This is a genomic window from Saccharopolyspora hirsuta (assembly GCF_008630535.1).
Classification (GTDB): Bacteria; Actinomycetota; Actinomycetes; order Mycobacteriales; family Pseudonocardiaceae; genus Saccharopolyspora; species Saccharopolyspora hirsuta.
Genome location: NZ_VWPH01000007.1, coordinates 443,404 through 456,708, shown reverse-complemented (window position 1 = coordinate 456,708; position 13,305 = coordinate 443,404). Strand labels below are relative to the sequence as shown.

Below are 13,305 nucleotides of genomic sequence, written 5' to 3'. Positions count from 1 at the left end.
CCAGCAAGCGATGGCAACCACTGTTATTACCGGGATCGGCGAGCTGACCACCAACGACGACGCGCTGGGCACGCTCACCGACGCCGCCCTGGTCCTGGACGGCGACCGGATCGCCTGGGTCGGGTCCGCATCGGACGCCCCGGCCGCCGACGAGCGGGTCGACGTCGAAGGCCGCGCGGTCCTGCCCGGCTGGGTCGACAGCCACAGCCACCTGGTGTTCGCCGGGGACCGCACGGCCGAGTTCGCCGCCCGCATGGCCGGAAAGCCCTACCAGGCGGGCGGGATCGCGGTCACCGTCGGCGCCACCCGCGCGGCCACCGACGAGGAGCTGGCCGCGAACCTGCGCGCCCACCTCGACGAAGCCGCCGCCCAGGGCACCACCTGCATGGAGACCAAGACCGGCTACGGCCTGACGGTCGCCGACGAGCTGCGCTCGGCGAAGGTCGCCGCCGCGGCCGACGAGGTCACCTTCCTCGGCGCGCACCTGGTGCCGCCGGGCGAGGACGCGGACAGCTACGTGGACCTGGTGTGCGGGGAGATGCTCGACGCGGTGGCCCCGCACGTGGGCTGGTGCGACGTCTTCTGCGAGCACGGCGCGTTCGACGCCGACCAGTCCCGGCGTGTCCTGGAGGCGGCGAAGGCGCGCGGCCTCGGCCTGCGGGTGCACGGCAACCAGCTCCAGCAGGGGCCCGGCGTGCAGCTGGCCGTCGAGCTCGGCGCGGCCAGCGTGGACCACTGCACCTACCTGGACGAGTCCGATGTGGACGCGCTGGCGGGCTCGGACACGGTCGCGACCCTCCTGCCCGCCTGCGATCTCTCGACCCGCCAACCGCTCCCGGACGCCCGGGCGCTGCTCGACGCGGGTGCGACGGTCGCCCTGGCCGCCAACTGCAACCCCGGCTCGTCCTACACCTCGTCCATGGCCTTCTGCGTGACCACGGCGGTCCTGCAGATGCGGATGACCGTCGAGGAAGCGGTCCGCGCGGCCACCCTGGGCGGAGCCAAGGCCCTGCGCCGCGACTCCGGCGAAGGCGCGGTCGGCGTCCTCCGCGAAGGAGCCCGCGCGGACGTCCACGTCCTGGAAGCGCCGAGCACCACCTGGCTCGCCTACCGCCCGGGAGTCCCGCTCACCCGGGCCGTCTGGCGGAAGGGCGAGCGAATCCGCTGATCAGAACTCGTGAGCGGCGATGGCGGTAAGCACGGCCATCGCCGCTCACGAGGGCGGTTACCCGCAGCGGGGGCAGGATTCGGCTCTGCCGCGCCAGCCTTCGCGCCGGAGGACCTCGGCCACCTCTGCCGCGACATCGCACGGGGCGCCGTGGACCTCCTGCCAGCCGTAGACCAGCCGCGCGCGACCCGCCAGCTCGGCGGCGTTGTCCCGACGCCGGTCCCGGAAGGCGATCCGGTTCGTGGCGTGGAACTCGCGGCCGTCGAGGCGAACGGTGAGCCGCGCTCCCGCCGAGTCGTACGCCACGTCCTCCCAGAGCACGATCCCGTCGACGTCGAACGGCACCTGGCGCAGCCCGGTGGGCAGGCAGTGCGCACGCTCGACCTGGAGCAGGTACTCGGCCTCCAGCGCTGAGACCGCGCCTCCGAGCATCATGTCCAACGCGTTCTTCAACACCTTTCCGTGGCGGAACGGCGGTCTGCGCTCGAGCTGGTCGTGCACTCGCGAGATCGGGATCCGGTTCGAGCCGACGAGCTGGATGAACGTGTTGCGCGCTTGCTCCGGCGATGCCTCGCCCGCTGCCACGTCGATGACGGTGTCCTCGCGATTCGTGCGGGGCGGGTCCGACGGTGCGACCAGGTACTTGTACGCGCGCGAGCGGTGGACCTGGACGATCGGCGGCTGCGAGACCGCAGAACAGCCGTACGGCACCGTGATGTGCACCGGGGGATCCGCACCGATCGGGAGCATTCCCCACTCCTCAGCTGCGGTGCGGTGGCTGAGCACCGCCCACGGCCCGCCGTACAGCAGCGCGGCCGAGATCAAGGCCGACCTCGGCAGCGGGCCGGTGAAGACTGCGTACACGGCGGGTAGGACGCGTTGCCACCGCTGAGCGGCTAGTTGGGCCCGGAGCGCACTTCGGGACACGCCGAGATCGGCGAGTTGGGAGGTGCTCACCACTCCGGACTGCGCATCGATGAGCTTCCGCCACCTCTCGCGGTCCTCGTGCGTGCTGATGCTCTGGACGGACCACTTCGGATTCTTCGACATGACCCCAAGGTTCAGGCGAAATGCCGTTGGTGCCAGGGGTTCGGGGGAATCTGTGGACAACCGTGCCCACTGTGGACAACTGTGCTGACTCGGACGTGGGATCAGAACTCGTGAGCGGCGATGGAGCTAAGAACGACCATCGCCGCTCACGAGCGTCAGCCCAGGCCGTCGCGCAGCTGGTTGAAGCCGAGTTCGGCGGCGGCGAGCGCGTCCGGGTAGGCGTCGGCCGCGGTCGTGCCTGCGACCGCGCGGCGGAAGTTGTCCAGCGCGAGGGTTCGCTGCACGGCGCTGATCTGGGCCGCGATGAGCCGGGCGGTCAGCTCGGGCAGGTCGTCGGTCTCGCGCAGGGCGGCCACCAGCATGCGTTCGCTGTTCTCGAAGAACCTGACGATCCGTGCGTAGAGCGCGGGCGTGTCCAGGATCAGCTCGTAGATCGCGATGACCTCGGGGTTGTCGCTGATCCCCGTGATCGGGTCGTGGCGGCGCAGCCCGTCCAGGAAGTTCGCGCGCAGCGCGTCCAGCGGGGTTTGGTCGGCAGGGCGGGCGCGCACCACGCGGGCGCTCTCGTCCTCGTGGTCGGCGAAGCGGTGCACCACGAGGTCTTCCTTGGCGGGGAAGTAGCTGAACAGGGTGCGGCGCGAGACCTCGGCGGCGTCCGCGACCTGCGTGATCGACACCGGGTCGAAGCCGTGCTCGATGAACAGCGCGATCGCCGTGTTCGAGATGGTCTCGCGAGTGCGCTGCTTCTTCCGCTCGCGGAGCCCGAGGTGCTGGTCCACCCCCGCAGTCTAGACCGCTCTTGCACTCAGGCCTATATTGCACTCAGTCTACTTTTGCACTGAGGAGGACTTCATGGACGTCCTGGTCGTCGGAGCGGGCCCGACCGGATTGGCGCTCGCGCACGAGCTGGCCCTGGCCGGGGTGCGGACCGCGGTCGTGGAGGAGCGGTCCAAACGCATCGAGCAGACCAAAGGTGGAACCGTGCAACCCCGCACGGCCGAACTGCTGGACGCCCGGGGCCTGCTGGACGCCGTGCTGGCGAGGGCCCTGCCGCGGGCCGAGGTCGGCGGCCACTTCGCGACCTTGCCGGTCCCGCTGGACTGCACGCCCTGGCGCACCAGAACCCCGCATCCGATCCCGATCCCGCAGTGGGAGTTCGAAGAGGTGCTGGAGGACGCGGCGGTGGCGAAAGGCGCGCAGGTGTTGCGCGGCCACCCGGTGACCGGGATCGAGCCCGACGAGACCGGGGTGACGGTGATCGCTGGCAGCGCAACGTTGAGAGCTCAGTACGTCGTCGCCTGCGACGGCGCGCACAGCACCGTGCGGAAGCTGCTCGGCGTTCCCTTCCCCGGGCGCCCCGGCAGCTATCGGGCGGTGCTGGCGGAGATCCGGCTTTCCGCCGCATCGGATTCGGTGCCCTCCACCATCGGGCACTTCAGCAGCATGACTCGGGAGGGCGGTGGCTTCTGGGGGGTGCTCGTGCCGCTCGGCGGTGACCGGTACCGGTTCACCTGCGGCAGCGCGGAAGAGGCCGATCCGAGCCCGGAAGGCGTGCAGCGCGCGCTGACCGCGATCTACGACCCGCCCACCCGGCTCGCGGAAGTGCTGACGTCCTCGCGGTTCAGCGACGCGACCCGGCAGGTGGAGCAGTACCGGTCCGGGCGCGTGCTGTTCGCGGGCGATGCCGCGCACATCCATCCGCCGCTCGGCGGGCAGGGCCTGAACCTGGGCATGCAGGACGCGATCAACCTCGGGTGGAAGCTCGCCGCGACCGTGGCCGGTTGGGCGCCCGAGGGATTGCTCGACAGCTACCACGCCGAGCGGCACCCGGCGGCTGCCCGCGTGCTGCACCACACCTCGGCGCAGCGGGTGCTGGCCGACGTGCGTGCGAGCGAGGACGTGGTGGCGCTGCGCGAGATCTTCACCGACCTGATGAGACTGCCCGACACCAACCGCCACCTCGCGGGCATGATGTCCGGCCTGGACGCCGCGGGGAGGGTGCCCGACCTCGACCTGGTCACCGACGAGGGCCCGGTGCGGCTGGCCGAACTGCTGCGCTCCGGCCGCGGGCTCCTGCTGGACCTGACCGGCTCGCTGGAAGTCCCCGAGGGCTGGGCCGACCGCGTCGACGTGGTCCGCGCGAAGTCCGAAGTGGACTATCCTTCGCTGCTGCTCCGGCCGGACGCGACGGCCTGCTGGTTCGGCGACGGCGCGCTGGCCGACGTGCTCCGCGAGCAGTTCGGCGCTCCCGCCCCGGTTGCGAGGAGCGCGCGATGATCGGATTCCTGCCCTGGATCGGCTACGCCTTGGTCGCGACGAGCTCCGCCTGGCACTGCGGGGCGCTCGTCGGCCTGCTGATCGCCGCTGCTGTGCTGTTCGTGGAGCGCCGCGCGGGGCGGGCTTGGGGCGAGTTGGTGATCCCGGCCAGCGCGGTGGTGTTCTTCGCGTTGGCCGCCGGGTTCTCCCCGGTATTCGCGGGGAATCCGGCGGTGCGCTGCGGCCCGGTCCTGGTCGACGCCTGGCTGGCGCTGACCGCAGGCGGATCGCTCCTGGTCGGCCACCCGTTCACGCTGGCCATCGCGCGGCGGCGCGCTCCGTCGCAGGTGTGGGACCGGCCGGAGTTCCACCGCGCGAACGTGGTGCTGACCGCGGTGTGGGCGGCGGCGTTCGCGCTCGCCGCTGTCGCTCTCGCGGTCCTCCTGCACGACGCGCCGACCGCGACCGGCTGGGTGCTGGCGATCAAGATCGCCGGATTCGCCGTGCCCGCGGCGTTCACCCGCTGGTACGCGCAACGCATGGCGATCCGGTTCCGCGCCGGTGCTTGACTTCGAGTTAAGTCGAGATCGGAGGGTGATTCCCAACCTGCTGAGGAGGATTCGCGATGCGCGCGGTCGAAGTGACGGAGTTCGGCGGACCGGAGGTGCTGTCGGTGGTCGAGACCGCCGACCCCTCGCCGGGGCCTGGCCAGGTGCTGGTCCGGACGTCGGCGGTGGACGTCCTGTTCCTGGACACCCAGCTGCGCCAGGGCTGGGGTGCGGAGTTCTTCGGGACCGCGCCGCCTTACGTGCCGGGGGACGGGGTGGCGGGTGAGGTCGTCGCCGTCGGTGCGGACGTCGACCCGTCCTGGAGGGGGAGGCGGGTCGCCGCCGCGCACACCTCGGGCGGGACCTGCGCCGAACTGGTCGTCGTCGATGCTGAGGCGCTCGTCGTGGTGCCGGACGGGTTGGGCCTGCCGGAAGCGGCGTCGCTGCTGCACGACGGCACCACCGCGCTGTGGCTGGCCGAAACCGCTCGGATCCGGCCTGGCGAACAGGTGCTGATCACCAGCGCTGCCGGGGGAGCGGGATCGCTGCTGGTGCAGCTCGCGCGGGCCGCCGGGGCCCGCGTCGTCGGCCTCGCGCGGGGTGCGGCGAAGCTGGACCTGGTGCGGTCCTTCGGCGCGGACGCGCTGGACCCCACCGACCCGGGCTGGGCCGGGCGAGCGCACGAGCTGACCGGTGGGTTCGACGTCGTCCTCGACGGCGTGGGCGGGCCGGTCGGCAGCGCCGCTTTCGACATCGTCGACGACCGCGCCCGGATCTTCACCTTCGGCGCGGCCAGCGGCGGGTTCGCCGAGCACGACCGAGCGGACGCGCAGCGGCGCGAGCTGACCGTGATCGGGCTCGACGCGCAACCGACGCCGGAGCAGAAGCGACCGCTGACCGAACGGATCCTGGCGGCCGCCGCGGCCGGACGAATCACCCCGACCATCGGCCAGACCTTCCCGCTGGAGCGCGCGGCCGACGCCCACGCCGCAGTCGAAGCCCGCACCACCCCAGGCCGAACCCTGCTGCTCGCCTGACCGAAGCGCGGGTGGCAGGAAGGTTCCCATGGTCACGTCGCGGTGCCGGTGACAGGAAGGTTCCCTTGCTTCGAGGTGGCGGGCGGCCCAACTCGGTTCGGGTGCGTGGCGCAGGGGGCTGGTGGTAGGAAGGTTCCCTTCCACACGTCACCGGCTCAGGCCGCTCCGGGGGTGTGGTCGAGGCAGCAGCGGACGAAGTCCTGGACGACCGGGTTGGTGTCGTCGGCCGGTGCCCAGGCGACGCCGACCTGGCTCGGGCCGACGCCGGTGACCGGACGGTAGGTGACGCCGGGGCGCGCGTAGAAGCGGGCGGAGGACTCCGGGGCGAGCGCCACGCCGTAGCCGTTGGCGATCGCGCTGAGCCAGGCGTCCGGCTGGTCGGTGACCGCGCCGATGCGGACCGGGTGGCCGCCGCGCTCCTCGACGGCCAGCCAGTGGTCCCGCCACCAGCCGGTTTCCTCGGGGGCGGCCACGAACGGCTCGTCCCGCAGGTCGTCGAACGCGATCACCTCGCGCGAGGCGAGCGGGTGCGTCGAGGGCAGCGCCACCCAGCGGGGTTCGGTGAGCAGGACCGCGACCCGCAGCGCCTCCTGGCCGGGGAACGGCAGCCGCAGCAGGCCCACGTCGACGTCGCCGTCGGCGAGTCCGGCGGTCGGGTTCGACCAGGACGCCTGCCGCATGTCGACCCGCCAGCCGGGGCGCAGCCGCCCGAAGGCTGCGACGATCTCCTGCGTCGCCTCGTTGGCGGCGCTGGCGAGGAACCCGACGCGCAGCACGCGCGCGGCTCTGCTGGCCGTGCTCCGGGTTTCGCGCAGCGCTTCGTCCCACTCGGCCAGCAGTCCGGGCACCCGAGCGGCCAGCGCGCGCCCAGGTTCGGTGAGCGCCATGCCGGTGCGGGAGCGCGTGAACAGCTGGACGCCGAGCAGCGCCTCCAGCTGCTTGATCTGCTTGGTCAACGCGGGCTGCGAGACGTACAGGAGCTCCGCGGCGCGGGTCAGGCTGCCCGCCTCCGCCACCGCCGCGAAGTAGCGCAGCAGCCGCGTGTCGACATCCATGCCGTCAGGTTATAGATGCAGATATTGGACACAAGGTGGGAGCGGGGCAAGGCTGGTTGACGTCAAGGAGGAGGGGGTCCCGTGCTCACCGCTCACGTGCTCGTCACGTCCACCACGATCCTGCTCAACGCCGGAATCGCGGTCGCGGACCTGGCCAAGGCGAAGTTCGTGCTCGCCAACTCGGCGGCGGTGCAGGTCCCCGAGTCGTGGCTGCCGGTGCTCGGCTCGCTCAAAGCCGCCGGGGCGCTGGGGCTCCTGCTCGGGCTGCTGGGCGTCCCGCTCATCGGGGTGGCCGCGGCGGTCGGGCTCGTGCTGTTCTTCATCGGTGCCGTCATCGCCCACGTGCGCGTCGGCGAGTACCTCACGATCGTCGGTCCCGGGCTGTTCCTGGCCTTCGCCGTCGCAACGCTGGTCCTCGCGCTCTGAGGCGCTCGCGCGCGCGAAAGCACAATCCGGCGCGGTGGCAGCTGGGTGGAACGGACAAATTCGATCAGGTTTTTGTTCGGCCGCGACAATGGGCGCACCTCGCGCCTCGGCCATCCTCGGTCTGGAACGCCGGAGTCGAGGCACGGGAGGGCTGGTCGTGGTCGGCGATACCGCACATGCTCGTCGTGACCGGCTCGTACCCGGAAGAGGGCCGTCCGGCACCTCCCGGCCGATGCGCTGCAGCTCGCGGAACGCGAAGACCGCCTCCCGCTGAGCGCCCGCCCGGCCCCGCGGCCACCGACCGCGCATCCCGCAGCGGCGGATTCCCGCCATTCCCCCGAAACGCGAAGTCGAGCGCGTGCAGGACCTGCGACCGAACGATCGAAACACGAGGAAACCGATGACCACTGCTCAACCCCGCTGGCTGACCCAGGAGGCCCACGACCGGTTGCGCGCGGAGCTCGACGAGCTGCTCGCCCGCCGCGCCGGGGGAGAGGGCGACGAGGACGGGCAGCGGCGCGCCCGCATCCGCGAGATCCAGGAGCTGCTGCGCGACGCGGTGGTCGGCGAAACCCCGCCGGACGACGGGATCGCCGAACCCGGCATGGTCCTCACCGTCCGCTTCGACGACGGCGAGACCGAGACGTTCCTGCTCGGTGCGCGCGGCGGCGCCGACGACGACCTCGACGTCTACTCGCCGGAATCACCGCTCGGGGCGGCGCTGTCCGGGGCCAAGCAGGGCGAGATGCGGACCTACACCGTCCCGAACGGCGGCACCGCGCAGGTGACGCTCGTGCGGGCCGTGCCCCACGGGCAGCACCGCCGGTGACAGGCCCGTACGCGGGCACGTTCTCGATCGCCGCGTGCGACGCCGACGGCGCCGGTGTCGCGATCAGCACCCGGATGCCCGCGATCGGATCGCTGGCCGTGCACGTGCGCGCGGATGCCGGTGCCATCGCGACCCAAGCGCTGATCAACCCGCTGCTCGGCATCGACGGCCTGGAACTGCTCCGGACGCGCTCGGCCGACGAGACGCTCCGCGAGCTCCTCACCGCGGATCCCGGGGCGGACGCCCGCCAGGTGATCGTCGTGGACCGGCGCGGGCGCGCCGCCGCGCACACCGGTCCGGAAACCCACCCGTGGCGGGGTCACCGGGTCGGGCGCGGTTACGTCGTCGCGGGCAACATGCTCGTCGACGCGCGAACGGTGGACGTCATGGCCGAGCAGTTCGAGGCGACCGCGGGCGAACCGCTGCACGAACGGCTGCTGGCCTCGCTCGAAGCCGGTCAGCGGGCCGGTGGCGACCGGCGCGGGAAGCAGAGCGCCGCGCTGCACGTCAACAACGGCGCCCCGCACCCCTACCTGGACCTGCGGGTGGACGACCACCCCGAACCGGTCGCCGAGCTGCGCCGGATCCACGAGGTCGCGAAGCGCGAGCTGCTGCCGTTCGTGGCGGCCCTGCCGACCAGGGACGACCCGCTGGGCAGGTTCGACGAGCTGCTCGGCTGACTCACCCCGGTCCGGGGTGCTCCAGCAGCGCGTCCAGCACCACGCGCACCAGCGGGTGCTCGTCCCGCCCGCACTGGACGGCAGCGAAGACGCGGCGGGTGGGCGCCTTGCCCGCGACCGGCCGCGACACCGCGCCGAGGTCGCCGGAGATCGCGGTGCGCGGCACCAGAGCCACCCCGGTGCCCGCCGCCACCAGCGCCTCGACCGCGCGGAAGTCGTCGGAGGTGTGCGTGATGGTCGGCACGAAACCCGCGTTCTCGCAGCACACCTGGGCCACCGCGCGGCACGGGTTGCCCGGCAGCGGCGCTATCCACTCCGCGTCCCGCAGCTCGCCCAACGCCACCTCCGGCGCGTCCGCGAGCGCGTGATCGCGGGGGAGCACGACGTCGAACGGCTCGGCGTAGAGCGGGAAGCGGGTCACCCGCCGCGCGTCGGCCTGCAGCGTGGAGGTGTACTCCATCGAGATCGCGATGTCGATCTCCCCGGCCAGCAGCATCATCAGGCTGTTGTGCGCCTCGGCGTCGCGCACCAGCACCCGCACGTCCGGGGCGCGGCGGCGCAGCGACACGATCGCCGGGGCCACCACCTGCGTGATGGCCGAGGCGAACGACGCCACCTCCACGGTGCCCACGGTCCCCGCCGCGCACGCCGCGAGGCTGGCCTCGGCCCGCTCCAGCTCGGCCAGCACCGCCTTGGCGTGCTCCACCAGCAGCTCACCGGCGGCGGTCAGCCGGACCCGCCGCCCCTGGCGCACCAGCAGCGGCTGCCCGACCTCGTTCTCCAGCGCGGTGAGCTGCTGCGACACCGCCGACGGCGTCAGGTAGAGCGCCTCCGCCGCCGCGCGCACCGTGCCGTGGTCGGCGAGCGCGCGGAGGATCAGCAGCCGCCGCGGGTCTATCACCCGTCGATGCTAACCATCCGGTCGCGGGCCGCGACGAACGCCGCCACCGCCCGCTCCACGTCAGCGGGGGTGTGCGCCGCCGACATCTGGGTGCGGATGCGCGCCTTGCCCTTGGGCACCACCGGGTAGGAGAACCCGATCACGTACACGCCCTCGTCCAGCAGCAGGTCCGCCATCCGGGCCGCCTCGGCCGCGTCGCCGATCATCACCGGGATGATCGGGTGCTCGCCGGGCAGCAGGTCGAAGCCCTCCTCGGTCATCCGCCGCCGGAACAGGGCGCTGTTGTCCTGCAGCTGCTGCCGCAGCTCCGGCTGCGAGGCCACCAGGTCCAGCGCGGCCAGCGACGCCGCCACGATCGACGGGGCCAGCGAGTTCGAGAACAGGTACGGGCGCGACCGCTGCCGCAGCAGCTCCACGATCTCCGCCCGCCCGGACACGTAGCCGCCGCTGGCACCGCCGAGCGCCTTGCCCAGCGTGCCGGTCACCACGTCCACCTTGTCGGTCACCCCGAACAGCTCGGGTGTGCCCGCGCCGGTCGGACCGGTGAAGCCGACCGCGTGCGAGTCGTCCACCACGACCAGCGCCTGGTGCTTCTCGGCGAGCGCGCAGATCTCGTCCAGCGGCGCCAGGTAGCCGTCCATCGAGAACACGCCGTCGGTGACGATCAGCTTGCGCCGCGCGTCGGCGTGCTCCTCCAGCAGCCGCTCCAGGTCGGCCATGTCCCGGTTGCGGTAGCGGCCGCGGCGGGCCTTGCACAGCCGGATCCCGTCGATGATGCTCGCGTGGTTGAGCTCGTCGGAGATCACCGCGTCCCGCTCGTCCAGCAGCGTCTCGAACAGCCCGCCGTTGGCGTCGAAGCACGAGCTGTACAGGATCGTGTCGTCGGTGCCCAGGAACTGCGACAGCCGCTGCTCCAGCTCCTTGTGCGGGGCTTGCGTGCCGCAGATGAACCGCACCGAGGCCATCCCGAAGCCCCACTTCGACAGCGCCTGCTCCGCGGCCGCCAGCAGCGCCGGGTGGTCGGCCAGCCCCAGGTAGTTGTTCGCGCAGAAGTTCAGCACCTCCGCGTCGGCGACCCCCACCCGGGCCTTCTGCGGCGACTCCAGCACCCGCTCGTCCTTGTACAGGCCCGCGGCGCGGATCTCGTCCAGCTCGGCGCGCAGCCCCTCGGCGATCGTGTACATCAGGCGGAACCTTTCGCTGTCCAGTCCAGGATGATCTTGCCGCAGCGCCCGCTGCGGGCCGTCTCGAACGCCTCGGCGTGCTCGGTGTACGGGAAGCGGTGCGTGATCACCGGGCTCAGGTCCAGCCCGGACTCCAGCAGCACCGACATCGAGTACCAGGTCTCGAACATCTCGCGGCCGTAGATGCCCTTGACGGTGAGCATCTTCAGCACCACCGCGCTCCAGTCCACCGGAAACTCGGCGGCGGGCAGCCCGAGCATCGCGATCCGGCCGCCGTGCGCCATGTTCGCCACGGTCTCCCGCAGCGCGTCGGGCTGGCCGGACACCTCCATCGCGACGTCGAAGCCCTCGCTCATGTCCAGCTGCTGCTGCGCGTCGGCGAGCCGCGTGGTGGACACGTCCACCGCCAGGTCCACGCCGATCCGCCGGGCCAGCTCCAGCCGGTGCTCGCTGACGTCGGTGATGACCACGTGCCGGGCGCCCGCGTGCTTGGCCACGCTCGCGGCCATCAGCCCGATCGGCCCGGCACCGGTGATCAGCACGTCCTCGCCGACCACCGGGAAGCTGAGCGCGGTGTGCACCGCGTTGCCGAACGGGTCGAAGATCGCCGCCACGTCGGGGTCGATCTCGCTGCGGTGCACCCACACGTTCTGCTCGGGCAGCACCGCGAACTCGGCGAACGCCCCGTTGTGGTGCACGCCGAGCCCCTTGGTGTTCGCGCACAGGTGCCGCCGCCCGGCCAGGCAGTTGCGGCACTTCCCGCACACCAGGTGGCCCTCGCCGCTGACGAAGTCGCCGACGGCGGCCCGGGTGACGGCGCTGCCGGTGGCCACCACCTCCCCGGCGAACTCGTGCCCGACCACCAGCGGCGTCGGCACGGTGCGCGCGGCCCACTCGTCCCACGACGCGATGTGCAGGTCCGTTCCGCAGATCCCGGTGCGCAGCACGCGCACCACGACGTCGTTGGGACCCGGGGTCGGGTCCGGGACGTCCGCCAGCTCCAAGCCGGGCGCGGGCGAGGTCTTCACCAGTGCGCGCACGGTTCCTCCGCTCTCGATGGCTGCATCAGCTCGGAGTCTGGCCCGGCCCCGGCGGGCCGTCCATCTCGACTTTCTGCACTGGCTGGTTAGCAGCGCTGCACAACCACCCGGACGGGGTGCGGAAGGGAACCTTTCTGCCACCGGGGTGGCGGGGTGGTGCGAGGAAGGGAACCTTCCTGTCACCGCGACGGCGGGGTGGTGCGAGGAAGGGAACCTTCCTGTCACCGGCGCCGTTCGGCGATTCGTTCGGGCGTCGTGCGCCCGGCGGGCGGGTACCGCTGTCGCAGCGGCAGCAAGCGATTGCGCACGGAGGCGACATGACCCGCACCACTGCGCTCGACCCGCTGTTCACCGTCGTGAACACCGCGGTCCTCACCGATCGGCATCTGGCGAACCTCGCCGCAGGCACGCTCGCCGCCGTCCGCGTTCCCGGGTTCCTCGACGCCCAGACCTGTCGAACGGCGCTCCGGGTGCTGGACCGGCTCCCCACCGGCGAGTACGACCCCGACCGGGTGGCCACCCCGATCGTCCGGTTCGGCCCGGCGCTCAACGACTACCGCGACGACGCCGGTGCGCTGGACGCCCAGCGGTACTGGCACGACGCGGAGGCCGCCCGAGCGCTCTGGCACCGGGCGGGGGTGCGCCCGGACCCGATCGCGATCTCGCTCGCCCGGCTCGGCGAGGTCTGGGGAGCTGCGGTGTCCCCGGCCGCGATCGGTGGCCGGGCGGTGTTCGGCGGCACCGTCCGGGAGATCAACACCGGTGCGCTGATCCACTACGACGACCTGAACCGCGAGTTCCCGACCGGCCTGTTCGACCAGGAGATCGTTGCCCAGCTCGCGTTCAACGCGTGGGTGGCGGTCCCGGAGGAGGGCGGGGCGACCACGGTGTGGCGGCACCGCTGGGAACCGGCCGACGAGGAGCACCGCGACGCGTACGGGTACGGACCGGAGACCGTCGCGCACTGCCAGCGCGTGAGCCTGCGCCCGGAGATCGGCGACGGCCTGCTGTTCAACCCGGCGCACTTCCACGCGGTCGAGCCGAACGCCGGTGGGCGACGCGTGGCTTTCGCGTTCTTCCTCGGCCTGACCACGACCGGTCAGCTCATCGCCTGGTCATGACCGCCTCCGG

Annotated in this window: 14 protein-coding genes; 8 read left to right on the top strand and 6 right to left on the bottom strand. The window is 72.3% G+C overall.

Annotated elements, in window-relative coordinates:
• Positions 1 to 10 precede the first annotated feature (10 nt).
• The gene (gene hutI, locus F1721_RS17890; RefSeq protein ID WP_150067827.1) at positions 11 to 1,168 is read left to right on the top strand and encodes an imidazolonepropionase; all 1,158 of its coding nucleotides are present in this window, start codon (positions 11 to 13) and stop codon (positions 1,166 to 1,168) included.
• A 57-nt stretch (positions 1,169 to 1,225) separates the two neighbouring features.
• Here hutI and F1721_RS17885 read toward each other — a convergent pair whose 3' ends face one another.
• Both F1721_RS17885 and F1721_RS17880 read right to left on the bottom strand, forming a co-directional pair.
• Positions 1,226 to 2,218 (bottom strand): type IV toxin-antitoxin system AbiEi family antitoxin domain-containing protein, encoded by a 993-nt coding sequence (locus F1721_RS17885; protein WP_150067826.1) that lies wholly within the window; start codon positions 2,216 to 2,218, stop codon positions 1,226 to 1,228.
• A gap of 155 nt (positions 2,219 to 2,373) precedes the next feature.
• Complete coding sequence (locus F1721_RS17880; RefSeq protein WP_150067825.1) at positions 2,374 to 2,997, bottom strand: TetR family transcriptional regulator; 624 nt, start codon at positions 2,995 to 2,997, stop codon at positions 2,374 to 2,376.
• A gap of 73 nt (positions 2,998 to 3,070) precedes the next feature.
• Here F1721_RS17880 and F1721_RS17875 point away from each other — a divergent pair, with 73 nt between their 5' ends.
• Genes F1721_RS17875 through F1721_RS17865 form a run of 3 tightly spaced genes read left to right on the top strand, consistent with a single transcriptional unit; the run spans position 3,071 to position 6,059 of the window.
• Positions 3,071 to 4,495, top strand: coding sequence for an FAD-dependent monooxygenase (locus F1721_RS17875; protein WP_150067824.1), 1,425 nt, complete (start codon positions 3,071 to 3,073; stop codon positions 4,493 to 4,495).
• Positions 4,492 to 5,043 (top strand): hypothetical protein, encoded by a 552-nt coding sequence (locus F1721_RS17870; protein ID WP_150067823.1) that lies wholly within the window; start codon positions 4,492 to 4,494, stop codon positions 5,041 to 5,043. The genes F1721_RS17875 and F1721_RS17870 overlap by 4 nt, the downstream gene beginning before the upstream one ends.
• A gap of 56 nt (positions 5,044 to 5,099) precedes the next feature.
• On the top strand, positions 5,100 to 6,059 hold the full coding sequence (locus F1721_RS17865; protein WP_150067822.1) for a zinc-binding dehydrogenase: 960 nt from the start codon (positions 5,100 to 5,102) through the stop codon (positions 6,057 to 6,059).
• 155 nt (positions 6,060 to 6,214) lie between these two features.
• Here F1721_RS17865 and F1721_RS17860 read toward each other — a convergent pair whose 3' ends face one another.
• On the bottom strand, positions 6,215 to 7,114 hold the full coding sequence (locus tag F1721_RS17860) for a LysR family transcriptional regulator (RefSeq protein ID WP_150067821.1): 900 nt from the start codon (positions 7,112 to 7,114) through the stop codon (positions 6,215 to 6,217).
• Between the two features lie 81 nt (positions 7,115 to 7,195).
• On the opposite strand from F1721_RS17860, the gene F1721_RS17855 reads away from it, so the two are divergent.
• The 3 genes from F1721_RS17855 to F1721_RS17845 all read left to right on the top strand — a co-directional run bounded on the left by F1721_RS17855 (position 7,196) and on the right by F1721_RS17845 (position 9,049).
• On the top strand, positions 7,196 to 7,540 hold the full coding sequence (locus F1721_RS17855) for a DoxX family protein (RefSeq protein WP_150067820.1): 345 nt from the start codon (positions 7,196 to 7,198) through the stop codon (positions 7,538 to 7,540).
• A gap of 400 nt (positions 7,541 to 7,940) precedes the next feature.
• Entirely contained in the window at positions 7,941 to 8,369 is a 429-nt protein-coding gene (locus F1721_RS17850; RefSeq protein WP_150067819.1) for a GreA/GreB family elongation factor, read from the top strand.
• Positions 8,366 to 9,049, top strand: a complete 684-nt coding sequence (locus tag F1721_RS17845) for a DUF1028 domain-containing protein (protein ID WP_150067818.1) — start codon at positions 8,366 to 8,368, stop codon at positions 9,047 to 9,049. The genes F1721_RS17850 and F1721_RS17845 overlap by 4 nt, the downstream gene beginning before the upstream one ends.
• Before the next feature lies 1 nt (position 9,050).
• On the opposite strand, the gene F1721_RS17840 is transcribed toward F1721_RS17845, so the two are convergent.
• From F1721_RS17840 to tdh, 3 genes are read right to left on the bottom strand one after another with little or no spacing between them, the layout of a single operon-like run.
• Positions 9,051 to 9,950, bottom strand: a complete 900-nt coding sequence (locus F1721_RS17840; RefSeq protein WP_150067817.1) for a LysR family transcriptional regulator — start codon at positions 9,948 to 9,950, stop codon at positions 9,051 to 9,053.
• On the bottom strand, positions 9,947 to 11,134 hold the full coding sequence (locus tag F1721_RS17835) for a glycine C-acetyltransferase (protein ID WP_150067816.1): 1,188 nt from the start codon (positions 11,132 to 11,134) through the stop codon (positions 9,947 to 9,949). The genes F1721_RS17840 and F1721_RS17835 overlap by 4 nt, the downstream gene beginning before the upstream one ends.
• A complete protein-coding gene (tdh, locus tag F1721_RS17830) occupies positions 11,134 to 12,174 on the bottom strand; it encodes an L-threonine 3-dehydrogenase (protein ID WP_150067815.1) in 1,041 nt (346 codons plus the stop codon). The genes F1721_RS17835 and tdh overlap by 1 nt, the downstream gene beginning before the upstream one ends.
• A 317-nt stretch (positions 12,175 to 12,491) precedes the next feature.
• On the opposite strand from tdh, the gene F1721_RS17825 reads away from it, so the two are divergent.
• Entirely contained in the window at positions 12,492 to 13,295 is an 804-nt protein-coding gene (locus F1721_RS17825) for a 2OG-Fe(II)-dependent halogenase WelO5 family protein (RefSeq protein WP_150067814.1), read from the top strand.
• The last annotated feature ends 10 nt before the right edge of the window (positions 13,296 to 13,305 follow it).